Source organism: Pseudomonas sp. SWRI68, from assembly GCF_014269165.1.
Lineage (GTDB): Bacteria > Pseudomonadota > Gammaproteobacteria > Pseudomonadales > Pseudomonadaceae > Aquipseudomonas > Aquipseudomonas capeferrum.
In genome coordinates this window covers 91,493-114,739 of sequence record NZ_JABWRU010000017.1, presented here as the reverse complement: position 1 = coordinate 114,739, position 23,247 = coordinate 91,493, and the positions used below count along the sequence as shown (strand labels likewise).

Annotated in this window: 23 protein-coding genes, 1 pseudogene and 1 riboswitch; of the genes and pseudogenes, 18 read left to right on the top strand and 6 right to left on the bottom strand. The window is 62.9% G+C overall.

Translation table 11 applies throughout. The features are described 5' to 3' along the window. From HU770_RS21045 to HU770_RS21005, 9 genes and pseudogenes are all read left to right on the top strand, one after another. Positions 1 to 280: pseudogene (locus HU770_RS21045) on the top strand (hypothetical protein); the annotation flags it as partial. A 154-nt stretch (positions 281 to 434) separates the two neighbouring features. Continuing rightward, positions 435 to 1,571, top strand: a complete 1,137-nt coding sequence (locus tag HU770_RS21040; RefSeq protein WP_186665297.1) for a DUF6708 domain-containing protein — start codon at positions 435 to 437, stop codon at positions 1,569 to 1,571. Between the two features lie 235 nt (positions 1,572 to 1,806). Next, positions 1,807 to 3,135, top strand: coding sequence for a hypothetical protein (locus tag HU770_RS21035; protein WP_047583213.1), 1,329 nt, complete (start codon positions 1,807 to 1,809; stop codon positions 3,133 to 3,135). A 32-nt stretch (positions 3,136 to 3,167) separates the two neighbouring features. After that, positions 3,168 to 5,399, top strand: coding sequence for an Ig-like domain-containing protein (locus HU770_RS21030; protein ID WP_186653524.1), 2,232 nt, complete (start codon positions 3,168 to 3,170; stop codon positions 5,397 to 5,399). A gap of 16 nt (positions 5,400 to 5,415) precedes the next feature. Beyond that, positions 5,416 to 5,889, top strand: a complete 474-nt coding sequence (locus tag HU770_RS21025; protein ID WP_186653528.1) for a curlin — start codon at positions 5,416 to 5,418, stop codon at positions 5,887 to 5,889. Positions 5,890 to 5,905: 16 nt separating this feature from the next. Beyond that, positions 5,906 to 7,351: a curlin gene (locus tag HU770_RS21020; protein ID WP_186665295.1), complete on the top strand. Its 1,446-nt coding sequence runs from the start codon at positions 5,906 to 5,908 to the stop codon at positions 7,349 to 7,351. Positions 7,352 to 7,485: 134 nt separating this feature from the next. Next, positions 7,486 to 8,130: a DNA oxidative demethylase AlkB gene (gene alkB / locus HU770_RS21015; protein WP_186665293.1), complete on the top strand. Its 645-nt coding sequence runs from the start codon at positions 7,486 to 7,488 to the stop codon at positions 8,128 to 8,130. A 111-nt stretch (positions 8,131 to 8,241) separates the two neighbouring features. Continuing rightward, the gene (locus HU770_RS21010; RefSeq protein ID WP_033697988.1) at positions 8,242 to 8,529 is read left to right on the top strand and encodes a hypothetical protein; all 288 of its coding nucleotides are present in this window, start codon (positions 8,242 to 8,244) and stop codon (positions 8,527 to 8,529) included. 86 nt (positions 8,530 to 8,615) lie between these two features. After that, entirely contained in the window at positions 8,616 to 9,230 is a 615-nt protein-coding gene (locus HU770_RS21005) for a Yip1 family protein (RefSeq protein WP_186653531.1), read from the top strand. Between the two features lie 19 nt (positions 9,231 to 9,249). On the opposite strand, the gene HU770_RS21000 is transcribed toward HU770_RS21005, so the two are convergent. The 4 genes from HU770_RS21000 to HU770_RS20985 form a co-directional block, all read right to left on the bottom strand. Continuing rightward, positions 9,250 to 9,510 carry a DUF1652 domain-containing protein gene (locus HU770_RS21000; protein WP_033697990.1) on the bottom strand — a complete coding sequence of 87 codons (261 nt, stop codon included), beginning with the start codon at positions 9,508 to 9,510 and terminating at the stop codon, positions 9,250 to 9,252. 186 nt (positions 9,511 to 9,696) lie between these two features. Then, on the bottom strand, positions 9,697 to 10,578 hold the full coding sequence (locus HU770_RS20995; RefSeq protein ID WP_033697991.1) for a pirin family protein: 882 nt from the start codon (positions 10,576 to 10,578) through the stop codon (positions 9,697 to 9,699). A 99-nt stretch (positions 10,579 to 10,677) separates the two neighbouring features. Then, a complete protein-coding gene (locus HU770_RS20990) occupies positions 10,678 to 11,547 on the bottom strand; it encodes an alpha/beta hydrolase (protein ID WP_186665291.1) in 870 nt (289 codons plus the stop codon). A gap of 21 nt (positions 11,548 to 11,568) precedes the next feature. Then, a complete protein-coding gene (locus tag HU770_RS20985) occupies positions 11,569 to 12,198 on the bottom strand; it encodes a LysE family translocator (RefSeq protein WP_077068416.1) in 630 nt (209 codons plus the stop codon). A 125-nt stretch (positions 12,199 to 12,323) separates the two neighbouring features. Between HU770_RS20985 and HU770_RS20980 the strand changes: the two genes are divergently transcribed. The 8 genes from HU770_RS20980 (at position 12,324) to HU770_RS20945 (ending at position 19,995) form a co-directional block, all read left to right on the top strand. Next, a complete protein-coding gene (locus tag HU770_RS20980; protein ID WP_033697993.1) occupies positions 12,324 to 12,803 on the top strand; it encodes a GNAT family N-acetyltransferase in 480 nt (159 codons plus the stop codon). Positions 12,804 to 13,164: 361 nt separating this feature from the next. Continuing rightward, positions 13,165 to 13,387: riboswitch (cobalamin riboswitch) on the top strand. A gap of 95 nt (positions 13,388 to 13,482) precedes the next feature. Beyond that, positions 13,483 to 13,668 carry a CbtB-domain containing protein gene (locus tag HU770_RS20975; RefSeq protein ID WP_027593390.1) on the top strand — a complete coding sequence of 62 codons (186 nt, stop codon included), beginning with the start codon at positions 13,483 to 13,485 and terminating at the stop codon, positions 13,666 to 13,668. A gap of 9 nt (positions 13,669 to 13,677) precedes the next feature. Beyond that, complete coding sequence (locus HU770_RS20970) at positions 13,678 to 14,370, top strand: CbtA family protein (RefSeq protein WP_033697999.1); 693 nt, start codon at positions 13,678 to 13,680, stop codon at positions 14,368 to 14,370. 17 nt (positions 14,371 to 14,387) lie between these two features. Beyond that, positions 14,388 to 14,780: a cobalamin biosynthesis protein gene (locus HU770_RS20965; protein ID WP_186665303.1), complete on the top strand. Its 393-nt coding sequence runs from the start codon at positions 14,388 to 14,390 to the stop codon at positions 14,778 to 14,780. Positions 14,781 to 14,811: 31 nt separating this feature from the next. After that, positions 14,812 to 15,564 (top strand): precorrin-4 C(11)-methyltransferase, encoded by a 753-nt coding sequence (gene cobM, locus HU770_RS20960; protein ID WP_186653545.1) that lies wholly within the window; start codon positions 14,812 to 14,814, stop codon positions 15,562 to 15,564. A gap of 66 nt (positions 15,565 to 15,630) precedes the next feature. After that, entirely contained in the window at positions 15,631 to 15,873 is a 243-nt protein-coding gene (locus tag HU770_RS20955) for a DUF1272 domain-containing protein (RefSeq protein ID WP_186653548.1), read from the top strand. 223 nt (positions 15,874 to 16,096) lie between these two features. Then, the gene (locus tag HU770_RS20950; RefSeq protein ID WP_033698002.1) at positions 16,097 to 16,711 is read left to right on the top strand and encodes a response regulator transcription factor; all 615 of its coding nucleotides are present in this window, start codon (positions 16,097 to 16,099) and stop codon (positions 16,709 to 16,711) included. Positions 16,712 to 16,722: 11 nt separating this feature from the next. Beyond that, entirely contained in the window at positions 16,723 to 19,995 is a 3,273-nt protein-coding gene (locus tag HU770_RS20945; protein WP_186665289.1) for a transporter substrate-binding domain-containing protein, read from the top strand. Here the strand turns inward: HU770_RS20945 and HU770_RS20940 are convergent. Both HU770_RS20940 and HU770_RS20935 read right to left on the bottom strand, forming a co-directional pair. After that, the gene (locus tag HU770_RS20940; RefSeq protein WP_186665287.1) at positions 19,970 to 21,289 is read right to left on the bottom strand and encodes a PAS domain-containing methyl-accepting chemotaxis protein; all 1,320 of its coding nucleotides are present in this window, start codon (positions 21,287 to 21,289) and stop codon (positions 19,970 to 19,972) included. The genes HU770_RS20945 and HU770_RS20940 overlap by 26 nt on opposite strands. A 136-nt stretch (positions 21,290 to 21,425) precedes the next feature. Further along, positions 21,426 to 22,445, bottom strand: a complete 1,020-nt coding sequence (locus tag HU770_RS20935) for a LacI family DNA-binding transcriptional regulator (RefSeq protein ID WP_186665285.1) — start codon at positions 22,443 to 22,445, stop codon at positions 21,426 to 21,428. Positions 22,446 to 22,652: 207 nt separating this feature from the next. On the opposite strand from HU770_RS20935, the gene HU770_RS20930 reads away from it, so the two are divergent. Continuing rightward, positions 22,653 to 23,192 (top strand): gluconokinase, encoded by a 540-nt coding sequence (locus tag HU770_RS20930; protein WP_033698006.1) that lies wholly within the window; start codon positions 22,653 to 22,655, stop codon positions 23,190 to 23,192. Positions 23,193 to 23,247 lie beyond the last annotated feature (55 nt).

Below are 23,247 nucleotides of genomic sequence, written 5' to 3'. Positions count from 1 at the left end.
ACTCGTAATGCTCATGGTCTGGCCCGCTTTCGTCATCATCGGCACCGCGCACTGGATCAGCCTGCTGCTGTGCTGGCGACCCCGCTGGCCGAAGGTGATCCGTGAGGCCGGGTTGCCCGGTAAACCAGTACCTTCACCCACCACCTTGAGTGACTACCCGCCCGAAATCCAAGAACGCCTGCTGGCCAATGCCGACCGCTGGCAGCTCAAACCTGGCAAGCGCCCAGAGAAAAAGCCACGTAAACCGCGTACGCCCAGAGCGCGAAAAATATCGACATAAAAGAGCGGCGGGCAAGATTCCAATTAAAGTGCGAACTTTAAAAAGCTCGTGCTGCTTGCCTTGGAGAGCGGGTACATAGCCAGCTGCTTCTGCACTAAGGAAGGCTTGCCCCTAAATTTAAGTCATGGCATTCAACATTCAGTGAGGACTTATAATGTTTATGATTGAATGGGGTTTTTGGCGAATGGCAATCCAGTCTGCGTCTGCACGCGACGCGCACGAAGCAGAGATGACAGCTGCAGAAAAACATGCCAGTCAAGATTTATACCAGGGTGACTTGGAAGAAGAGATGCATTTCCAATCCGTAAGCGAAAGGCCTCATACGAGAGGACCCACTTTCGCTTTTAACGAGACATTTTTGGAAATGCGCTGCGGAGGGTCTGAAGAGAATCGTGGTCTCTTAACACTTGCAGTGCTCGGCGGAGTTATGCCTGTCATTAGCGTCACGACATTCTCCGCAGTAAGTTTCTTATGGGTTGACATAACGGATCATGCTACACGCTCATTTCTAAGTGTTTCGCTCACCCTAATCATGACCCTAGTTGCAGGTGCCATACTATACCTATACTCAAAATATGGCATACAATTAACCCGACTGGAAATGCTGACAAGCCGTCATCTGCTCATTCGCTTCAACCGAATAACACAACAGGTCCACCTCCATAGACCAAAATATTGCGGCGGTATTGTGACATTTCCGTGGAAAACCACCGGAAGCACGGTTTTATATCCAGAAGACGACCCGCTCAGCGTTGGAATGAGACTTGGCCTGATCTGGCACCCCATCCATACCGGCCTTCCCCACATGGAAATCGCCCTACTCGGCAAACAAGGCCAGGGCGGCAGTGAACTCCGTGATGAATGGGAATTCATCCGCCGCTACATGGAAGAAGGCCCGCACGCCGTCCCCCGCCCCCGCTTGAGTACCCAGCTACCCTCGCCCATCCAGGCATTCAGCGCCCAGTTCGAAGGCCTTGGCCGTTTCTTCCGCAAAAGCAGTTGGCTGTTCAAACTTGCAATGCTCATGGTCTGGCCCGCTTTCGTCATCATCGGCACCGCGCACTGGGTCAGCCTGCTGCTGTGCTGGCGACCCCGCTGGCCGAAGGTGATCCGTGAAGCCGGTTTGCCCGGTAAACCCGTGCCTTCACCCACTACCTTGAGTGACTACCCGCCCGAAATCCAAGAGCGACTGCTCGCCAATGCCGACCGCTGGCAGCTCAAACCTGGCAAGCGCCCAGCGAAAAAGCCACGTAAACCGCGTACACCCAAAGCGCCAAAACCGCCGATATAGAAGCAGGCTGCGCTCAAGCCCCAGCGGCTCTCGGGAGTGGGTAGCAACCACCGGCCCCAACCCCCAATGCTGGGGGTACGGGGCCCATAGGCAAGTTCCAGGAAAACCTGACGAAGGGTCTGCAGCCCTTGTGCCGCAAGGCTTGCAACCCAATGAGATCGTTTTGGCACGCCTATTGCCGATCTCCTGCCAGACGCCCCAAGTCCATGGGCCCGTTTGCAGGAGGAATTGACTCATGCACCGACCGATACCCCACCCGCTGGCAGTGGCGATTTTCGCCGGCATGCTCCAGCTCCCGGCGCAGGCTGCGTTGAACGCTGTCGACCCCGGTCCCTATAACCTTGGCAACGGCAACTTTGCCGGTTGGTACCAGGATAGCCACGGTCGTACCCTCGACCTGTGCCTGACCAAAGCGGTGAGTTCCAGGGCCGCCGGCGCGCCCGGCGCACCGGCGTACATGTGCACACTGCTGCCAACCCCCGGGGTGTTCGATGACACCCAACCCATCGCCTTCCCCACCAACTTCCCCGACGAGGCCTTCTGGTTTACCGCTGACGCCGCCATCGTCGACGCGGCACGCGGCATCGACCTGAGCTACGGCACGGCCATCGAGGCGGCGTTCGCCGCCGAAGAACCGGTCGAAGGCGATCAAGTCAGCTTCGCCCGGGTGCGGATCCGGGTGGATGTACCGACGGCAGGCACCTACGTGGTCACCCACCCCTATGGTGTCGATGTGTTCGATGTACCGGCCGGCGGGCGTCGGGCAATCAACATGACCCGCGACATCGGCATCGCCGGTGCAGGCGACTTTACCGGTGCGCTCAAAGGCGATGTCGGCCCGTTCCTGCGCAGCGTAAACGGCCCTTACACCGAGGGCAGCGAACGCTTCATTGGCGACCCGAACTTGGAAGAGCGTGTGACCGGCAGCCCGTTCAACACCAACTTCGTGCGCATCGAAGGCCCCGGCGGCATCGACCTGCGTACCGAGCTGTTCTCGATCTCAGGCAAGCTCTCCAACGTCGCCCTGCCTACCCCGTTGATGCCGCTACGCACCACCTACTCGCGGCGTACCGAAAATGGCGACCTGCGCGCCCAGCAAGATGTGTTCGTCATGGCCCCGCCGCCGCCTGCGACCGTCACCCTGACCAGCCAGACCCCAAACCTGAGCCTGACCGAAGCCAACGGCACCGGTGCCTGGTATGCCCAGTCGGTTCTCAACCCAGCGCTGCCAACAACGCTGGTGCTGACCGCCGACAACAGTGTGGCCATCCCGACCAGCAGCCTGACCACGGCCAACCTGCCACTGACCGACCTGGTGACCATCACCCAGGCCGAATACCGCCTGTCCACCGGCCAGCTGACGCTGGTCGCCAGCACCAGCGATGAAACCAGCCCGCCTGTGCTGACCGCCCACACCGCCAACGGCACGTTGATCGGCAACCTCAGTGGCAACGGCGCCGTGAAAACATTGAGCACAACCCTCTCGCCCATCCCCCCGGCCAAGGTGCAAGTCACCAGCGCCAATGGTGGTAGCGACAGCGAAGACGTGGTGCTGGTGCCATGAACAGACAAAGGCTCAGCCTTCAAGGAGGCAGCATGAACACTTGGCCACGCCGTGCGCTGTTCGCCGCCGGTTTTTCCCTCACCGTCACCAGCGCCGCCTTTGCCGCGTTGTCCGATGTCGACCCAGGCCCGTACACCTTTGCCACTGGTGGTTATCCCATGTGGTACAAGGACGCCAACGACCTGTCGCTGGAGTTGTGCCAGTCGCGGGCCACCAGCACCCGAGCACCTGGTGGCCCCGGCGCCCCTGCCTACATGTGCACCCTGCTGCCCGAACCTGGCATCTATGACGATACCCTGCCGCTGGTATTCCCCGACAACTGGCCGCCAGAGATGTTCTGGTTCCTGGCCGAGACCGAGATACCACAGGTAGGCAACAGTGGCTACGAGCTGGAAGTATACGTCGCCGGCCTGGAAGCGGCGTTTGCCGCCGAGAACCCGGTGGACGGCGACCAGCAGAGCTTTGCCCGCATCCGAATCCGCGCCTCGGTGCCGCGCACAGGCGTCTACACCATCACCCACCCTTATGGGGTAGAGACGGTCAACGTCACCACGGCCGGCCGGCGGGCGATCAACATCACCCGCGACATCGGTATCGGCGCGCCAGGCAACTTCCGCGGGCCACTCAACGGTAACCTCGGGCCTTGGCTACGCGGCGTCGGCGGCCCCTATACCGCGGTCAACCCGGACACCGGCTCGACCGAAACCTTTATCGGCGACCCGAACATCACCGAAGCGGTGGTCGGCAGCCCCTTCAACACCAACTTCGTGCGCATCGAAGGCCCACCTGGCGCCATCCAGACCAACGCCTTCACGGTGTCCGGCAAAGTGCTCGATCAACGCGCGCAAACGCCCGTCACCCTGGAACGTGCCACCTACTCGCGTAACGGCGCCGGGACCCGTGTCGAGGTCTTTGCCAAAGCGCCCAACAATGCCAGCGTGTGCATGCGCAATGGCTTGGCATTGATTGGCTCACCGCCTTCGCCTTGCCAGTTCAGCCTACTGCCGGACAACAACGGGCTGTTCTTCAGCCAGCAACTGAGCCAGGCCGCGCCGCCACCGGTGGTGGTGGTTACCGGCAGCAGCGCCACCGGCACCACACAGCCAACGGCGTTGTCGAGCAAGCTCAGCGATGTGGTCAAGGTAAGCACCGCACGCTACGACTGGGCCAACAAACGCCTGTTCATCGAAGCCCGCTCCAGCGACGAAGTGGCGATCCCTGACCTGGTGGCCCAAGGCTACGGACGGCTGTCCAAGTCCGGCACGCTGCAAAGCCTGACGGTCAACGATATTGCCCAGCCGCCTGCGACCGTCACGGTCAAATCTGGCCATGGCGGCAGCGATGTCGAGCCTGTAGTGGTGGTCGGCAATGCACCTGTCGAAGCCGCCAACCAGCCACCGCTGGCCCAGGCCGATATTGGCAGCACCAGTGTCGGGGTGCCGCTGAGCCTGAACCTGCTGATGAACGACAGCGACCCGGATGGCAACGTACCGCTGACCATCAGCGACCTGACCCAACCGGGTACCGGCCTGGGCGGCGTGGTACTCAACGGCAGCACGTCGGTGACCTACACCCCACCAGTCGGGGCCACGCAACCGCTGGTGGCCACCTTCAGCTATCGGGCCGTGGATGCCAAAGGCCTGAAGTCGGAACCGGCAACGGTTACGGTCAATGTCGCACCCAACCAGGCGCCGACCGCAGCCGCTCAAACCGTCGCCACGCTCGGTGTAGCGCTCACCATCAACGCGCTGGCCGGCGCTACCGATCCAGAAGGCAATCTGCCCCTGGTGGTTGCCAGTGTGACCCAGCCGGCGGCAGGCAGAGGGACCGTCAGCACTGACGGCACCACTGTCACCTACACACCACCGGCGACCGTCACGACGGCCTTCACCACCACCTTCACCTACCAGGTGCGTGACGCGCTGGGGGCGCTGTCCAACAGCGCCACCGTCACCGTCAACGTGTCGCCACGCCCCGCCGCCGAGACCTTCGCGGTCACCACAGCCACGGTCACGGCACGCTCCAACAACCGTTACAACTGGGACATCAGCGGCACCTCATCGGTGACCACCGGCAACGTCGTTACCGTGCGGGTCACCACCACCACTGGCGTGCAGACATTGGGCACCACCACGGTACCGGTCACCGGCCGCTGGCGCCTGGCCGTCAGCAACAGCACCACGGTGATCCCGACCGCCGCGCCGACGGCGACCATCACCACCAGCCCAGGCACCACCCGCACCGTCAACGTAGTCGTGCAGTGAAAGGCCGGAGAACGCCATGAAATGCCTGTATCCACTGCTGCTCTGCCTGGCCCTGACGGGCCAGGCCAGGGGGGCCGAAGACCTGATGGACAACGCCGACCTTGCGCCCGGCAGTGACCTCGGCGACCCCGTGATCATCCGCCTGTTACCGGTCGGCGCCGGCCAGGCCGCGGTGATCGAACAGCAAGGCAACGGCAACCGCGCCGCCCTCGACCAGAACGGCCAGGCCCTGCTGGGCCGCATCGTCCAGGCCGGGGGCGCACAGGAGGCGTACATCCTGCAAGAAGGCAGTGACCTGATGGCCAGCATCAGCCAGCAGGGTAATGGCAACAGCGCGTCGATCCGCCAGAGCGGCAGCAGCAACAGCGCTGCCATCGACCAGATCGGCAACGACAACAGCGCCAGCATCGTGCAGTCCGGCACGGGCCTCAACAGCTCCGTGACCCAAGCCGGCAATGGCCAGCATGTTCAGATCACCCAATACCGATAGACCTGGAGGCACCACCATGTTCAAGCTCGCTCCCCTAAGTGCCGCTATCGTCCTGGCCCTTGCAGGTCAGGTCATGGCTGCCGACAGCACTTCGACGCAGACTCAGGACGGCAAGGAAAACATTGCCGAAGTGACCCAGACCCTCGCACCGTTCGCCTCGGCCACCCAGACCCAGACCGGCAAGGGCCACAACCACCTGGCAGTGCAGGCCGACAGCACCAGTGATATCCAGCAGAGCGCTACCGGCTCGTACAACGCAGGGTACGCCGAGCAACTGTTCGAAAACGGCAGCCAGATCACCCAGCAGTCCGGGGGCAGCTACAACGATGCCTTCGCCAGCCAGTCACTGGGCGAAAACAACCAGGTCCTGCAGACCCAGCAAGGCAGCGAGAACCACTCGACCGTGTGGCAGGACACCCAGCTAGGCAGCCAAGTCACCACCCTGCAATCGGGCCAGCGCAACGAAGCCTTCGCCGAGCAGATGTTCGGCGGCAGCAACAACCAGAGCCTGATCATGCAGGCCGGCGCCGACAACTATGCCGCTGCCGAGCACCTGACCCACAACGACGGCAACATCCAGATCTACCAGGACGGCAAGGAGAACTGGGCCTACGGTGACCAGCGCGACGGCCAAGGCGGCACCATCGGCCTCAACCAGACCGGCACTGGCAACTCGGTAGAGGTATGGCAGGACACCCAGGTGGGCAGCCAGGCCAACGTCACTCAGACCGGCCAGCTCAACGAAGGCTACATCGACCAAAGTTTCGGCGAAGCCAACAAGGCCAGCCTGACGCAAAATGGCAAGGCCAACGCCAGCTGGTCGGATCAGTTCGAGAGCAACAACTCGACCACTACCATTTCGCAGAAGGGTAGCAACAACCTGCACTACACCTACCAGAACGGTGAAAACCTCAACCTGACCGTGACCACCCAAGGCAACGGCAACAAAATCACCGCCAGCAACTGGAAAGGCGACAAGATGGGCGGCCAGTTTGGTATCAACCAGACCGCCGTTATCAACCAGTACGGCAACGGCAACGGCGTCAACCTGACGCAGAATGGTGACAACCAGCTGGCCACGCTGAACCAGACCGGCAACAACAACGCGATGCAGACCAAGCAGGCCGACAGCAACAACGAGCTGTTCTTCGAGCAGAACGGCAGCGACAACATCCTCATCGCCGACCAGCGTGGCACTGACAACTATGCCTTCGGCAGCAGCGAAGGTACCGGCAACTCCATCACCTTGGACCAGTCCGGCTACAGCAACCAGAGCCACACCAATCAGCTCTACGGTAGCGGCAACGAGGTCACCATCAAACAGACCGACAGCGTCAACGCCGCCTACGTGACCCAGGGCGGCCAGGGCAACAAGGCATTCGTCGACCAGAGCGGTATCGCGCAAACCGCCACCATCAGCCAGCTGGGCAGCGCGAACACGGCCACTGTGACTCAAAAGTAAGCCCTTCCCCCTTGGACCGCGGTGCTCACTCTCCCGAGTGCCGCGGTTCCTTTTTGTTGCAGCGGGCTTGGCGCGAATAGGCCATGCACGCCAACAGCATTACAATGGTCAGCACCCCATTCGGTGCGCCCGTCATGATCCAGTCCGACCTCGACCTGTTCGGCCCCCAGCCGCAACGCCTGGCCAGCCACACCGTGCTGCTGCCCGGTTTCGCCCTGGCCGAGCTCGAGGCCCTGCTCGACGCCCTGCGCCCAGTGCTGCGCGCCGCGCCGTTCCGGCACATGCAGACGCCAGGCGGCCTGCACATGGCCGTAGCGCTGACCAATTGCGGTGCGCTGGGTTGGGTCAGTGATGCGCACGGCTACCGCTACACCTCCACCGACCCGCACAGCGGCATGCCCTGGCCTGCGCTACCGCCCGTTCTGCTCAGCCTGGCAGGTCGCGCAGCCGCCATCGCAGGCTTTGACGATTTTGTCGCCGACGCCTGCCTAGTCAACCACTACCTGCCTGGTACCCGCCTGAGCTTGCACCAAGACCGCAACGAACAGGACTACGACCAGCCGATCGTGTCGATTTCACTGGGTTTGCCTGCGGTGTTCCTGTTGGGCGGGTTACAACGCGCGGACAAGACCCAGCGTGTACCGCTGAACCATGGCGATGTGCTGGTCTGGGGCGGTGAGGACCGCTTGCGCTTTCATGGGGTGTTGCCAATCAAACCCGGCGTGCATCCGCGCATGGGTGAACGGCGCATCAACCTGACCCTGCGCAAGGCGGGGTAATGGCGTAAAAACTTGAACATCTTCGCCGGTAAGGCTTCTAAAGATGAGCAGCGTCAGTCTTTTCGAGGAGCCCGACATGACCTACACGCCCTGCCATGGAGCTGCGCACCGATGAAAATGCCCGGCCGCTCTCCCAACGCCTCGCTGCAGCTCGATTACGTACGCGATACGTTATTCGGCCCTGTAGCGCAGAGCGTTGAATGCCAATGCCAGCTCGCCGCCATCAACCTGCAGGGCCGCCCTGCGCTGCGTTTGCACATCTGCCCGCCACTGCCCGACAAAGTCGACCGTGCTCACAGCGTGGCGTTCGTCTGGGACGGCCGCAGTTACCGCGGCGTGGTGCGCGACCAAGGCAAGTGCGGCGACGGGGGGCTCAACCTGTTGCTGGAGTTGCAATAAGCCGATCAACGGCGGCCAAGTGGGCTGAACCTGCCGGCAACACCACGTCTCCATAGCACAAGAGCCCATGCCTTCTGGAGATCGCCATGAACAGTCCGTTGCTCAAGCTCTTCACCCACCCATCCGATGCCTGGATAGAGATCCGCCGGGCGGAAGAAGACCACCCGCAGCAATACCTGCCGCGCCTGCTGGCGTTGGCGTTGATCCCTGCCGTGTGCCTATTCGTCGGCACTACCACCTTTGGCTGGAGCCTTGCCGGCGAAGAACGCGTGCGCCTGAGCCTCGCCAGCGCGGCGCAGCTGGCGTGTCTGCTGTATGCCGTCACGGTGGTCGGGGTGATGATCATGGGGGTGATGATCCGCTGGATGTCACGCGGCTTTGATGCACAACCCAGCCTGCAGCAATGCATCGGCTTTGCCGCCTACTGCGCGACGCCGTGGTTTTTTGCCGGAGTGGTCGGGTTGCTGCCGATTCGCTGGCTGGCCCTGGTGGCGCTGTTGGCCGCCTCGGCGTATGCCAGCGTGCTGCTGTTCGGCGGTTTGCAGACGTTTTTACGCTTGCGCAAAGAACAGGCCATGCTGTTCGCCGCCTGTGTCTGGGGGGTGGGCCTATTGGTGCTGGTGACCATCCTGGTGTCGATGATCCTGTTCTGGTTCAACGGCCTGATGCCGGAGTATGTGCGCCCGGCCAGCCTGGGCTGACCGGGCTCTACGGGCAGGCTCAGGCAATCGCCCTGAGCGGCGTGGTGGGTTTATCACGCAGCGCGTGCAATTGCGTAAGCAGGTTCACCACGTCGCGGCAACTGTTGAGGCCCTGCAGGTCTACCCCGCTCAGGGTCACCCCCTCTTCCAGGCTTTTCCCCTGGCCCAGGCGAATGGTCAGGTGAGCCCCATCCGCGCAACTGACTTCGCAGCGATCAGGCAGGCAGGCTTGCTCAATCATCTGCCGCATTTCCAGCATTGAAACGCCTATCAACGACATTGTACGACCCTCTCTGTACCGGATGGCCTATTGGTTAGGTACGCCTTTGCCAGGCAAGGTGCCAATTGATATTGCGCATCCTCCGGCGGCCGTCCATGCGCCGGAGCAATGATCGTGCGGGGAATCATCTAGCACCTTAGTGGAAGATCGCTGGTGGGCCTGTACTGTTCGATCGGCTGCTGGCAGTTAACGACGAGCGGTCTCGGCCGGCATCTGCCCGAACCGTCCGGCATGGAAATCATCGAACGATTCTGCGATTTCTGCCTCGCTGTTCATCACGAACGGCCCGTAGCCAACGATCGGCTCATCGATCGGTTCACCGCTGAGCAACAGCACGCTGGCGTCTTCCAGCGCCTCGATGGCAATGCCCTCACCGCTACGCTCGAACAGCACCAGGCTGGCCGGCCCGGCTTCGCGTTCACCGTTGACCCGCACGCTGCCGCGCAACACCACCAGGGCTGCATTACGCCCCGTCGCGACGGGCAGTTGCACGCTCGACTGGGCGTTCAAACGCATGTCCCAGACATCCATGGCGGTAAAGGTTCGCGCAGGGCCTGGCTGCCCTTGGTACTCACCCGCGATCACCCGCAGGCTGCCACCGTTGCCGTCCAGCGCCACCACAGGGATGTCCGTGGCCAGCAGCGTCTGGTACCCCGCCGCAGCGCGCTTGTCACGCGCAGGCAGGTTGACCCACAGCTGCACCATCTCCAGCGTACCGCCACTGCGGGCAAACGCCGGGGCGTGGAACTCTTCATGGAGGATGCCATTGGCAGCTGTCATCCATTGCACGTCGCCTGGGCCGATCAGGCCACCCGCCCCCGTCGAGTCACGGTGCTCCAGTTCGCCCTGGTAGACGATGGTCACGGTCTCGAAACCACGGTGCGGATGTTGCCCGACGCCGCGCCGGGCGCTGGTCGGGGTAAAGGTGTGCGGGCCGGCATAGTCCAGCAACAGGAACGGGCTGATCTGGCTGGCCAGGTTGTCATAGGTGAACAGGCTGCGCACCGGGAAGCCATCGCCTACCCAGTGGGGGTGAGGGCTGCGGTGAATACCCAGAATCTTTTTCATGAGAAGTCTCCTCTCTTGGCTGGGATCACCTTACCAATGATACCAATCAGGCGGTAGACAGCTGAAATGGCATGCATCGTTCCATCAATAGGACAAACTTCAGTTTAGAAAGCTGAGCACGGACGCTGCTGTCATCGCTGGGTCCTCCTGCATGAAACAGTGCCCACCCGCGACCTGCTGGGCAGTCACGTTCGGGTTCAGCGCCACCAGGCGCTTCACCGAATGTGGCACGAAGGGGTAGGTCTGTTCGCCATACAGCACCCGCGTCGGTGTCTGGATCGCTGCCAGGTTCGCCCACATGCGTTTGGGGAACGAACTGAAAATCTCCACCTCGCGGCTGGGCCGACACTTGAGTACCACCGCCTCGCCGCAATCGCCAATGGCATGCTCGACATAGGCTTGCAGCGCCGCATCGCTCCAGCCTTTGAAGATACCGCGGCCCTGCAGCGAGGCCAGCGCCGTTTCACGATCGGGCCAATGGCTGCGGCGGCTGGCAGCCTTGCGCGCCAAAGCGTGGCGCTGGTGCAGGCCAACCAGCGCGGCGGCGCCCATCACGCCGATCATGCTGCGGCTGAACAACACCGGGTCGAGCAGCACGGCGCGCTCGAACAACTGCGGCTCGCTGGCCAGGATCAGCCCCGAGAGCACGCCACCAAAACTGTGCCCGAGGGCAACACGCGGCACCTCGCCATATTCGCCACGCCCGCGCTCGAACGCCTCTACTGCCAGTTCAGCTGTGCGGTTCCAGCCGCGAAACGCACCGCCATGGTCGCTGTCGCCGTGGCCTTGCACATCGCATAGCCACAGGTCGAAGTGCTCGCCCAGGCGCATCAGCAACGGCTGGTAGGCCAGGCAGCAGAAGCCGTTGCCATGCAGAAAATGCAGCAAAGGCTTGCCACTGGCCGGCGTACGCCAGCCGCGCAGGGTAAAGCCTTCGGAGCAATGGTGGGACCACGGGATCAACTGCATGGGCTTGCTGTACTCATCGGTCTATGAAAACGCCGATTCTACAAACAGCAGCGGGTATAGCGAAATCACCAGTAGCACGGCCATCAGGACATTGAACAGCATCAGCCAACGCGGATTCTGCAACAGGTTGCGCAAGGCGCTGCCGAACATGACCCAGACCCCGACGCTGGGCAGGTTGACCAGGGCGAACAGCGCGGCGATGACGACCACGTTCATCACGTATCCCTGGGCCGGTGTGTAGGTGGTGATTGCCCCCACTGCCATTACCCAGGCCTTGGGGTTGACCCACTGAAATGCTGCAGCGCCCCAGAAGCCCAACGGTTTGCGGGCGCTGCCCGAGGCTGTACCGATCGGCCCCGAGGTGGCGATCTTCCAGGCCAGGTACAGCAGGTAGGCGGCGCCTGTGTAGCGCAGGATGGTGTACAGCGCCGGCCATGCCTTGAACACCTCGCCCAGCCCTAAACCGACTGCCAGCACCATGACCATGAAGCCGACACTGATGCCGATGGCATGCGGGATCGAACGGCGCACGCCGAAGTTCACGCCGGAGGCCAGCAGCATGGTGTTGTTCGGCCCCGGGGTGATGGAGGATACGAAGGCAAACAGCACAAAGGCTGTCAGCAGGTCGGCAGAGGCAAGCATGGCAGGCATTCCACAATCATTATTGGTGCTGTCACACTAACGGAGTCGCCCTGCCTTGCGACCGGTACAATTTCGCTAAATTAAATAGATACAAATACTGTACCTATCTCGTTCAGTTCAAGGAAGCCTGCCCCATGAGCCTCACCATTCGCCCCGCCGTGCGTACCGATGCCGCGCAGATTCTGGCATTCATCACCGAGCTTGCCGACTACGAACGTGCCCGGCACGAGGTCGTTGCGTCTGTCGACGACATCCAGCGCAGCCTGTTTGACGAAGGCAGTACCGTACACAGCCTGATTTGCGAGCGTGATGGCCTGGCGATTGGTTTTGCCGTGTACTTCTACAGCTACTCGACCTGGCTCGGGCGCAATGGCATCTACCTCGAAGACCTGTACGTGACGCCCGAGCAGCGCGGCGATGGCGCTGGGCGCAAACTGCTGCGCCATATTGCCAGCGAGGCCGTGCAGAACAATTGCGGGCGCCTGGAATGGAGCGTGCTGGACTGGAACGCGCCGGCAATCGGGTTTTACCAGTCGTTGGGCGCCGAGGCGCAGAGTGAGTGGCTTCGGTATCGGCTCGATGGCGAGAAGCTGCTGGCGTTTGCGCGGGGTTGACCTTCGAGCCCCGACTCACCCTTTTCAGTTTCCTTATGTCACTTCTAAAGAAATATTCGTATTTCCTTGTTTTATATTATCTTTTTAGTGCAATTTCTTACCCATTGAGCCACCACCACAGAGGGTGACACGACTCGGCCACCGCCAATGACGGTGCCCCGTCGGGCACCTTGCGCCTGGGCGTGCCGCAGCCCCTGGGCGGATTTATGGCTGTTCCATCTGCGTTAGCTGGGCAACCTGCAAGAGCCGGTGGAACTGTTCGGCGAGCTGGCTACTACTTCGGCCGGGTCACCTACAACTTCTGAAATACTTTTCGCGCGCGAACCGCTGTGCAATTGACGCAAAACTTGCCTCGTGGTCTCCTAATGCCTCGCGTTCAGGTGCCCCCTCAGGGGTGAAACGGGAAACCGGTGCGTCACAGGCCCTCGACCAAGGCCGGACAAACCCGGTGCTGCCCCCGCAACGGTAAGCGAGCGAAGCGTCTAGACCACTGTGCCGCATCATCTGGCATGGGAAGGGGCGCTTTTCAGGAGCGCTGCTCCTCCTCGTTAGCCCGGAGACCGGCCTGGCGTTCATGAACAACACCCCGCGGTGGGCGGGCGCTGTCGCATTCCCCTGGGCGGATCACGTTCGGGGCTGCCGCGCTTGCCCGTTGCCCACAAAAGCAGAGGAACGCGTCATGCCCGTCACCAGCGCCAAACACAGCATTGCCACCCCCGTTACCCTCAGTCAGCGTGTCGTCATCGCCGTCGGCGCCAGCCTGCTCGGCCTGTGCCTGGTCTACTTTGCCGGTTTCTCGCACATCGAGGCCGTCCACAACGCGGCCCACGACACCCGTCACAGCGCTGCCTTCCCCTGCCACTGAGTACGCCCCATGATCACGCGCATCGCCCGTACCGCGGGCTTCAGCGGGCTGCTTGCTGCCTTGCTGCTGACCCTGCTGCAAAGCTTCTGGGTTGCTCCTTTGATTCTTGAGGCGGAAACCTACGAGTCTGCAGCCCCTGCTGCCGAGCATCACGCACACGGCGCCGAAGGGGCTGCGGCGCATGAACACAGCGACGAAGCCTGGTCGCCCGAAGATGGCTGGCAGCGCATCCTGTCCACCACCGGCGGCAACCTGGTGGTCGCGGTCGGCTTCGCCTTGATACTCGCCGCCTTGTACAGCCTGCGTGAGCCCAAGCGCGCGGCAACAGGGGCGCTGTGGGGCCTGGCAGGCTTCGCCGTGTTCTGCCTGGCCCCTACCCTGGGCCTGCCACCGGAGCTGCCGGGCACCGCCGCCGCTGACCTGGGGCAACGTCAGGCCTGGTGGATCGGCACCGCAAGTGCCACCGCGTTGGGCCTGGCCCTGCTGGTGTTCGCCCGCCACTGGCTGGTGAAGGCGCTGGGCGCCGTGTTGCTGGTGCTGCCGCATGTCATCGGCGCACCGCAACCTGAAGTTCATCAGAGCCTCGCACCCGAGGCCCTGGAAGCGCAGTTCAAGATCGCCTCCTGGCTGACCAACGCGGCCTTCTGGGTGGCCCTGGGGCTGCTCAGCGCGTGGCTGTTCCGCCGCTCCAGCCAGGCCTGATGGCGGTCGACACCTCGGTGCCGACACTGTACGCCGGCTTCGGCTGCCGCCGGGGCTGCCCGGCGGACACCCTCGAAACCCTGCTGCGCCAGGCCCTGGACCACCACGGTCTGGCACTGCCAGCGCTGCGCGGTATCGCCAGCATCGCCTTGAAGGCCGACGAACCCGCCTTGCAGCAACTCGCCACGCGCCTCGGCGTGCCGTTGCTGCTGTACGATGCCAGGCAACTTGCCCCCTACGAACCGCTGCTCAGCCATCGCTCGGTCATTGCCCACGCACACAGCGGTTGCTGGGGTGTGGCAGAGAGCGCGGCGCTGGCCATGGCCAGCCAGCACCTCGGCGCTGCCAGGCTGCTGGTTACCCGCCAGGTGTACGGGCCGGCTACCCTCGCCCTGGCCTGCGGGCGATAATTGCGCCAACCATTCATTGCAAGGATTTTCCATGACGGTCTACTTCATCGGCGCCGGCCCCGGCGACCCGGAACTGATCACGGTCAAGGGCCAGCGCCTGATCCGCCAGTGCCCGGTGATCATCTATGCCGGCTCGCTGGTGCCCGCTGCCGTACTCGATGGCCACCAGGCCGAGACCGTGATCAACAGCGCCGAGCTGCACCTGGAGCAGATCATCAGCGCCATGCGCACGGCACACGCACAAGGCCAGGACGTGGCCCGGGTGCACAGCGGCGACCCGAGCCTGTATGGCGCGATCGGCGAGCAGATCCGCCACTTGCGTGAGCTGGGCATCGACTACCAGATCATTCCGGGTGTCACCGCCACCGCCGCCAGCGCGGCGTTGCTGGGCTGCGAGCTGACCTTGCCGCAGGTGTCGCAAACGGTGATTCTGACCCGCTTCGGCGACAGCTCGCCGATGCCGCCAGGCGAGCAACTGGCCGATCTGGCGCGCCACGGCAGCACCCTGGCGATCCACCTGGGCGTGAAACACCTGCCGCGTATCGTCAGCGAGCTGTTACCCCACTATGGCCAACAGTGCCCGGTTGCCGTGGTCCATCGCGCCACCTGGCCGGACCAGGACTGGGTGCGTGGCACCCTGGAAGACATCGTCGAACGCGTTGCACTCAAGGATTTTCGCCGTACCGCGCTGATCCTCGTCGGCCATGTGCTGGGCGATACGCCGTTCGCCGAATCGGCCCTGTACCGGGCCGGGCACGCACACCTCTATCGCCCCGGCGACTGAGCATTGCCAGCCTTGGCACTGGCGTAGCAGACTCAAGGCTCCCGCCTGCAAACAGGAGCCATGCCAATGCTGGAACTTCGACCCAACTGCGAGTGTTGCAACGCCGACCTGCCGGGGGATAGCCCGGACGCGTTGATCTGCTCGTTCGAATGCACGTTCTGCCGTACCTGTGCCGACACTCGCCTGCACGGCCGCTGCCCCAACTGCGCCGGCCAGTTGCTGGCACGCCCGACACGGGTCGGCCAAGCGCTGGCCAACAACCCTGCCTCGCCCCTGCGCGTAGTCAAACCCCACCCCGCTTGCGCCTGACAGCCCTGCGCAAATAGGCATCGTCACGCCACGCTGGCGGTGCTTATCCCCGTTTTTTTGTAGGACTTTTCAACAATTCCTACTGGGTTAATCAACAGTCCTATACTCGGCATTACCAAACTTCGGGAATGGTCGTATCTTGCAGCGCTTCTGATAACCCCACTTGCAGACGTATTCCTGAGTGTTCCAGGAAGCGGACCACATCCCTACAGGAGTTTTCTTGATGACAACCGTCCTGATCGTCGACGACCACCCTATCGTCCGGCTGTCCCTGCGCCTATTGCTCGAACGGGAGCGCTTTAACGTCGTCGGCGAAGTCGCCAATGGCAGCGAAGTCGCCCAGGTGGCGCGTGAACTGCGGCCGGACGTGGTGCTTCTGGACATCGGCCTGCCCGGCCTGGACGGCATGGAGGTGATCAAGCGGCTTCAGTGCCTCGAGCCGGTGCCCAAGATCATGGTGCTGACCGGCCAGGCCACCGACCTTTATGTACGGCGCTGCCTGGATGCCGGCATCGGCGCCTTCGTCACCAAGGACGAAGACCACGAAGCCTTGCTGTTTGCACTCAAGGCCCTGGTCAAAGGCTATTCGACCTTCCCGCAGATGTCGGTCAACAGCAATTCGCTGGAGAGCGAGTCGATACGCCTGGGCAGCCTGTCCAACCGCGAAATGGAAGTGTTGCGGCGCCTTGCGCGCGGCGAAAACAACAAGAATATCGGCACCTGCATGAACCTCAGTGCCAAGACCATCAGCACCTATCGCGGCCGCATCATGGACAAGCTCAAGACCGAATCGCTGGTGGAAATGGTCGACCTGGCCAAGCGCAACAGCGTTAACTGAGCCCAGCTGCCATGAAGCGCCTGCTGGCGAGCGTTCTACTGGTCATCGGCCTGGCCGGCTCCACCGGCCTGTTTGCCGACAGCGAACCGAGGCAATTGTTGGCGCGCTCGATCAGCGCCGCAGCGCCCTTGCAACTGGGCGACCAAGACCGCCAATGGCTGCAGCAGCGCGGCCGCCTGGTGCTGGGCAGTTCGCGGCCTGATTACCCGCCGTTCGAAATCAACATCAGCCAGCATGATTACGAGGGCCTGAGCGCCGATTATGCAGGCATCATCGCCGAGCAACTGGGCGTCCCGATCGAAGTCCGGCGTTTCGACAACCGCCACCAAGCGATTGCCGCGCTGCGCGACGGCCGCATCGACCTGCTGGGTAGCTCCAACGCATTCGAGGCGGCGGATGCCCAGCTCGGCCTTAGCGAGCCTTACGCCGACGACCTGCCGGTGATCGTTACGCGCGAAGGCCGCACCTTGAAAAACACCCCAGACCTCAATGGCCTGCGCCTTGCGATGGTCGACCACTACCTACCCGCCAATACCGTGCGCGCGCTCTACCCCAAAGCGCAATTGAGCCTGTACCGCTCAACCCTGGCGGGCCTTGCCGCAGTGGAATTGGGCGAGGCCGATGCCTACCTGGGTGATGCCATCAGCACGGATTTTCTCATCGGCAAGAGTTACCAGGGCACGGTAAAGATCGACCACTTCTGCAAGGTGCCGCCCGGCACCTTCGCGTTTGCCCTGGCCAACGACAACCAACGCCTGCGCAGCCTGATCGACAAGGCCTTGGGCAGAATCACCGAAAGCGAGCGCCTGACCATCCTGCGCCGCTGGACCAGCGGCAACACCAGCCTGCTGCTGGAGCGCCACCTGGCGGCCCTGACCGCTGAAGAAACCGACTGGATCGCCCGCAACCCCACCGTCAAGGTGCTGGTCAACACGTCGCTCGCGCCGCTGACCTTCAACGACGCACAGCACCGCGCCAGCGGCATCACCCTGGAACTGCTCAAGCAGATATCCCTGCGCACCGGGCTGCAGTTCAAGCCGCTGGAAAGCCAGTCGGCGCAGGCGATGCTCGAGCGCCTGGGGCGCGGCGAGGCGCACATGATCGGCGCCCTGGGTTACGGCACGGAGCGCGCCAGGCAATTGCGTTTTACCCGCCCCTACCTGGTCAGTCCACGGGTATTGGTCACCCGCAACGACGCGTCATCGCCTGCCCAGGCCAAGGCCCTCGATGGCCAGCGCATAGCCTTGGTACGCGGTTCGCCGCAACGGGCAGAACTCAAGCGTCGCTACCCACGCGCCAAGGTGGTCGAAGTGGACAACCCCCTCGGGCTGATGGAAGCAGTGGCCAACGGCGCCGCCGACGTGGCCTTGAGCAACCACATCAACGCCACCTACTACATCAACCACGTGTTCAAGAACCAGCTGCGCATCGCCAGTGTGCTGGACGACAGCCCGGCCATCGCGGCATTTGCGGTGGCCTCGGACCAACCGCAACTGCAGGCCATTCTCGACAAGGCACTGCTGAGCATCCCGCCAGAAGAGCTGGACCAACTGATCAACCGCTGGCGCACCAGCACACTGGTCAGTGACAGCCCATGGCGCGATTACCGCACGCTGGCGCTGCAAGTGCTGGTGCTGTCGGCGCTATTGCTGGCCGGGGTGGTGTTCTGGAACAGCTACCTGCGCAAACTGATCCACCAGCGCACCGACGCCCAGCATGCCCTGCAGGCCCAGCTGGCATTGAGCCGCGGCCTGCTCGAACAGCTGCGCCAGGCCAAGGACGACGCCGAACAGGCCAGCCAGACCAAGAGCACCTTCCTGGCCACCATGAGCCATGAAATCCGCACACCCATGAACGCGGTGATCGGCCTGCTCGAACTGGCGCTGGAAGACAGTCGCGCCGGCCGCTGCGATACCCAGACCTTGCAGACTGCCCACGATTCGGCCATCGGTCTGCTGGAGCTGATCGGCGACATCCTCGACATTTCGCGTATCGAGTCTGGGCACATGACCTTGCAACCGGTCCCCTGCAACCTGGTCGAACTGGTACGCAACACGCTGCGGGTATTCGAAGGCAATGCGCGAATCAAAGGCCTGCACCTGCACAGTGCGCTGCCACCTTCAGCGGGTTGGGTCATGGCAGACCCGCTGCGGCTCAAGCAGGTGCTCTCCAACCTGATCAGCAACGCCATCAAGTTCACCGAGCGCGGTGAAGTGCATGCCAGCCTGACCCTGTCGACCCAAGCCAGCAGCGGCGAGATGCAAGTTGAGCTGTGCGTGCGTGACACCGGCATTGGTATCAGCCCTGAAGACCAGGCACGTCTGTTCAATGCCTTCGCCCAGGCCGACGGCCCACGGGCACGCCAGGGCGCCGGCCTGGGGCTGGTCATCAGCCGCACCCTGGCCGAACTGATGGGCGGTACGCTCAGCCTGCACAGCGTCGAAGGCGTGGGCACCAAGGTGCAGGTCAGCCTGCAACTGCCGGCCAGCCAGGCGCCCGCGCCTGCCGAAGCGCTTGCCCCTGTCCTTGAAAGCAGCAGCGGCCCGCTGAACATTCTGGTGGTCGACGACTACCCTGCCAATTTGCTGTTGCTGGAGCGGCAACTGAACACGCTGGGGCATCGCGTGACCCTGGCTGAGAACGGCGAAGCGGCGCTGACGCGCTGGCAGGCGGCCCGGTTCGATCTGGTGATCACCGACTGCAGCATGCCGATCATGGACGGCCACGAACTGACTCGGCGCATCCGCAGCCTCGAAAGCGAAGGCGCGCTGGCGCCTTGCCGGATTCTCGGCGTCACCGCCAACGCACAGGCTGAAGAGCGTGCACGCTGCCTGGCCAGTGGCATGGATGAATGCCTGTTCAAGCCCATTGGCCTGCAAACCCTCAAAACCCACCTGCCGCACGCCAGCGCGCATGCGCAGCCTGTGCCAGCCCAAGGCAGTGGTTTCAACCTGAACGAATTGCGCCACCTGACTCAGGACGATGAACAACTGACGCGGCACCTGCTGGAACAATTGTCGCAGAGCGCCAGCGAAGACCTGGCCGCGCTGCGCGCGCTCGGCCCCGACGCAAGTGGCGATGCGGTGCGTGCCTTGGCCCATCGCATCAAGGGCGGGGCAAAAATGCTCAAGGTACGCACACTGGTCAAGGACTGCGAAGCCATCGAGCATGCGCAAGCCCAAGGGCTGCCTACGGCTGAACTAAGGCAACAACTGCAGACCAGCATGCAGAGCTTGCTGCACGAACTGGCCGACGCCCTCAGTGCAATTGCAGCGTCGAACTGATCTGGCTGATCGCATCGACCACGTGGCGTGAGCCCTGCTGGATTTCCATGATCACCGTGCCGGCTTCGTTGGCCAGGGCGACGCCATGGCCGGTGCGGGTCAGGCTCGACTGCATGCTGGCCACCGCCAACAGCGACAGGTCGTGGTTCTGGCGCACCACATCGACGATCTCCAAGGTTGCCTTGCTGGTACGCGCCGCCAGGTTGCGCACTTCATCAGCGACCACGGCAAACCCGCGCCCATGCTCGCCGGCGCGTGCCGCTTCGATGGCGGCGTTCAGTGCCAGCAAATTGGTCTGGTCGGCAATACCGCGAATGGTCAGGACAATCTGGCCGATCACATCCGACTGTTTGCTCACCGCATCGATGCTGCGCGCCGCGTCATTGAGCTCTTGGGAAATCTGTTCGATCACCTGCACCGCCTGTTGCACCACCTCGGTACCCTTGCGCGCGCAGGCATCGGTCTGCATGGAGCTGGCGTGGGCGGCATCGGCGGCGCTTTGCTGGGTGCAGACCTGGCTGGTGATATCGCTGGCGAACTTGACCACCTTGTACAGCCGGCCCTTGCTGTCGAAGATCGGGTTGTAAGAGGCTTCAAGAAAGACCGTCTGGCCTTGCTTGTTGATCCGCTCGAAGCGGTGCGAGTGGTATTCCCCGCGGTTGAGCGATGCCCAGAACTCCCGGTACGCCGACGACTCCCGCTCCTGCGGCAGGCAGAACAGCCCGTGGTGGCGCCCCACCACCTCTTCCAGGCGATAGCCCATGGTGGTGAGGAAATTCGGGTTGGCCTTGATGACCCGGCCGTCCGGGGTGAACTCGATCACTGCCATGGAGCGGCCGATGGCCTTGAGCAGGCTTTCACTCTCGTGCTCCTGCATGACCCGCTGGCTGATGTCCGACGCCACCTTGATCACGCTGGTGACTTGCCGCTGCTCATCCAGCACCGGCATATAGCTGGCTTCAAGCCAGACCTCACGCCCTGCCTTGTCGACCCGCTCGAAGGTGCCGCTGATAGCCTTGCCCTGCCCCAGTTCGCGCCAGAGCTGCTGGTATTCGGCTGTCTTGACGTAGGCCGAGTCGCAGAACAGCCGATGATGCTTGCCGCGTAATTCTTCGACGCTGTAACCCATGGCTTGGCAGAAGCGCTCGTTGGCGTCGAGAATGGTCCCATCGGGCGCGAACTCGATCATCGCCATCGAACGGCTGATTGCCGCGAGCTTTGCTTGCGCACTGGCCAGTGCCTGGTGACTACGCTGGATCTCGACGAGGTCGGACTTGCGATGGAAATCGAACATGACGCCGGGCTCCTTTATGCGCGGGGTTTCCTGAGCATAGATGGGCAACAGCGCCGTGCAAGCACATTGATATCACTTTGTAATTAGTCCCCGAGGCCTTCAAGCACAAGGCGCTGAGCCTGAAGAACTCTAAGTCTCAAGAACTCTCGCGCACCATCAGTTCGAACCCAAGGTCCTGCTGCTCGTTAGCCACCCGCTTGCCGTCAAGCAACGTCAGCAGCGCCAGTGCGGCCCCCCGCCCTACGGCTGCCCTAGGTGTGCGAATCGAGGTCAACCGCGGCACCATGTGCGCCGAGGCGGGCAAATCGTTGAACCCCACCATCGCCACCTGCCGCGGTACCTCAACCCCTTGGCGCAGCGCCTGCAGCACAGCGCCCTGGGCCAGGTCGTCGTTGCAGAAAAAGATGCCGTCGACATCCGGCGCCTGCTGCATCAGCTGGCTGAACAACGCACTGCCCAACGCGATGGAGGAAGGCTCGGGCGCCAGGATTTCCAGCTCAGTCGCTTGCAGCCCCGCTTCGGTCAGGGCCTGGCGGAACCCCTCGGCGCGCTGCATTACCCGCGGGTCGAGCTGCGCGGCAATGAACGCCAAGCGCCGCCGTCCGCGTTCGATCAGGTGCTTGGCAGCCGCACGCCCGGCCTGTTGCTGCGAAAAGCCCACCGACAATGCACCCGCCTCGCCACCCAACTCCATCATGTGCACGCAGGGCACGCCACTGGCCGCCAGCATCTGTCGCGATACGTCACTGCGCTCGAAACCGGTCAGCAGCATGCCGCAAGGCTGGTAGGCCAGGTAGTTGCGGATCAGGTTCTCTTCTTCGGCAATATCGTAGTGATAGTTGCCGATCAAAACCTCAAGCCCGCGCGGGCGCATCACCTCGTGAATGGCTTCGAGGGTGTCGATGAACAACTGGTTAGACAATGACGGGATCAGCACCACCACCGACTGGCTGCGGGCCGAGGCGAGTGCGCGGGCGGCCGGGTTGGCGACATAGCCCAGGCTCGCCGCAGCAGCGGCAACCTTTTCGGCCAGCGCCGGGGCAACCGTGCTGACACCGCGCAAGGCGCGGGATGCGGTGATCGGGGAAACCCCGGAAAGTCTGGCGACTTCTGCCAGGGTGGGACGACCGGTGGTGCGGGAGCCTGTTCGGGACATGAATGTTGTAATTTTACTACTTGCCAAGGGAGGGGAACGGCCACTAAGGTAGCGCTGTCTCAGGACGCAGGCAATGTAATCTTTGGTAGCCGTTCCGCGTGCTCGCTGCCAAGCGTCCATACTGCGTAAGGACAAGACCAATAACACCGGGGAGGTGGCGGTTCGTCAGCGACGAGACAGCGCTACCTCACCCCGCAGGAGGTACTGATGAATTCTCCCCTGTCCGCCATTGTGGTGATGGGCGTGGCTGGCTGCGGCAAAAGCTGCGTCGGTGCCGCCATTGCCGCCAGAAGCGGCGGCCGCCTGATCGAAGGCGACGCTTTTCACCCTGCCGAAAACATCCGCAAGATGAGTGCTGGCATCCCGCTGGACGACAACGACCGTGCCGGCTGGCTGGTGCACCTGGGCCAGGAGCTGCAAGCCACGGTCAACGCGGGCGAGCGCCCGATCCTCACCTGTTCTGCCCTCAAGCGCCGCTACCGCGATACCTTGCGCGCCTCCATGCCGGGCTTGGTGTTCGTGTTCCTCGAACTCACCCCTGCCGAGGCAGAAAAACGCGTACTGGCCCGCCCTGGGCATTTCATGCCGGCAAGCCTCATCGACAGCCAGTTTGCAGCCCTCGAAGCCCCGCATGGCGAGCCGCTGACCCTGCCATTGGACGCCACCCAGCCCATCAATGTGCTTGCCGAGACGGTAGACAGCTGGCTAAAGCCCTGCGGTGAGCGGGACCTGGCGCAAACTGCCTGAACCAGGCGGTTTTTCCGGCTCACCAAAGACAGCGCTGTCTCAACCAATGAAAGCG

Coding starts and splice junctions, on each gene's coding strand:
- HU770_RS21000 (WP_033697990.1), bottom strand. CDS start 9,510: ATGTCGTTGATAGGCGTTTCAATGCTGGAAATGCGGCAGATGATTGAG.
- HU770_RS21025 (WP_186653528.1), top strand. CDS start 5,416: ATGAAATGCCTGTATCCACTGCTGCTCTGCCTGGCCCTGACGGGCCAG.
- HU770_RS21040 (WP_186665297.1), top strand. CDS start 435: ATGTTTATGATTGAATGGGGTTTTTGGCGAATGGCAATCCAGTCTGCG.
- HU770_RS21010 (WP_033697988.1), top strand. CDS start 8,242: ATGAAAATGCCCGGCCGCTCTCCCAACGCCTCGCTGCAGCTCGATTAC.
- HU770_RS21035 (WP_047583213.1), top strand. CDS start 1,807: ATGCACCGACCGATACCCCACCCGCTGGCAGTGGCGATTTTCGCCGGC.
- HU770_RS20955 (WP_186653548.1), top strand. CDS start 15,631: ATGCTGGAACTTCGACCCAACTGCGAGTGTTGCAACGCCGACCTGCCG.
- HU770_RS20945 (WP_186665289.1), top strand. CDS start 16,723: ATGAAGCGCCTGCTGGCGAGCGTTCTACTGGTCATCGGCCTGGCCGGC.
- HU770_RS20975 (WP_027593390.1), top strand. CDS start 13,483: ATGCCCGTCACCAGCGCCAAACACAGCATTGCCACCCCCGTTACCCTC.
- HU770_RS20940 (WP_186665287.1), bottom strand. CDS start 21,289: ATGTTCGATTTCCATCGCAAGTCCGACCTCGTCGAGATCCAGCGTAGT.
- HU770_RS20990 (WP_186665291.1), bottom strand. CDS start 11,547: ATGCAGTTGATCCCGTGGTCCCACCATTGCTCCGAAGGCTTTACCCTG.
- alkB (WP_186665293.1), top strand. CDS start 7,486: ATGATCCAGTCCGACCTCGACCTGTTCGGCCCCCAGCCGCAACGCCTG.
- HU770_RS20950 (WP_033698002.1), top strand. CDS start 16,097: ATGACAACCGTCCTGATCGTCGACGACCACCCTATCGTCCGGCTGTCC.
- HU770_RS20995 (WP_033697991.1), bottom strand. CDS start 10,578: ATGAAAAAGATTCTGGGTATTCACCGCAGCCCTCACCCCCACTGGGTA.
- HU770_RS21005 (WP_186653531.1), top strand. CDS start 8,616: ATGAACAGTCCGTTGCTCAAGCTCTTCACCCACCCATCCGATGCCTGG.
- cobM (WP_186653545.1), top strand. CDS start 14,812: ATGACGGTCTACTTCATCGGCGCCGGCCCCGGCGACCCGGAACTGATC.
- HU770_RS20930 (WP_033698006.1), top strand. CDS start 22,653: ATGAATTCTCCCCTGTCCGCCATTGTGGTGATGGGCGTGGCTGGCTGC.
- HU770_RS20980 (WP_033697993.1), top strand. CDS start 12,324: ATGAGCCTCACCATTCGCCCCGCCGTGCGTACCGATGCCGCGCAGATT.
- HU770_RS20985 (WP_077068416.1), bottom strand. CDS start 12,198: ATGCCTGCCATGCTTGCCTCTGCCGACCTGCTGACAGCCTTTGTGCTG.
- HU770_RS21020 (WP_186665295.1), top strand. CDS start 5,906: ATGTTCAAGCTCGCTCCCCTAAGTGCCGCTATCGTCCTGGCCCTTGCA.
- HU770_RS20970 (WP_033697999.1), top strand. CDS start 13,678: ATGATCACGCGCATCGCCCGTACCGCGGGCTTCAGCGGGCTGCTTGCT.
- HU770_RS21030 (WP_186653524.1), top strand. CDS start 3,168: ATGAACACTTGGCCACGCCGTGCGCTGTTCGCCGCCGGTTTTTCCCTC.
- HU770_RS20935 (WP_186665285.1), bottom strand. CDS start 22,445: ATGTCCCGAACAGGCTCCCGCACCACCGGTCGTCCCACCCTGGCAGAA.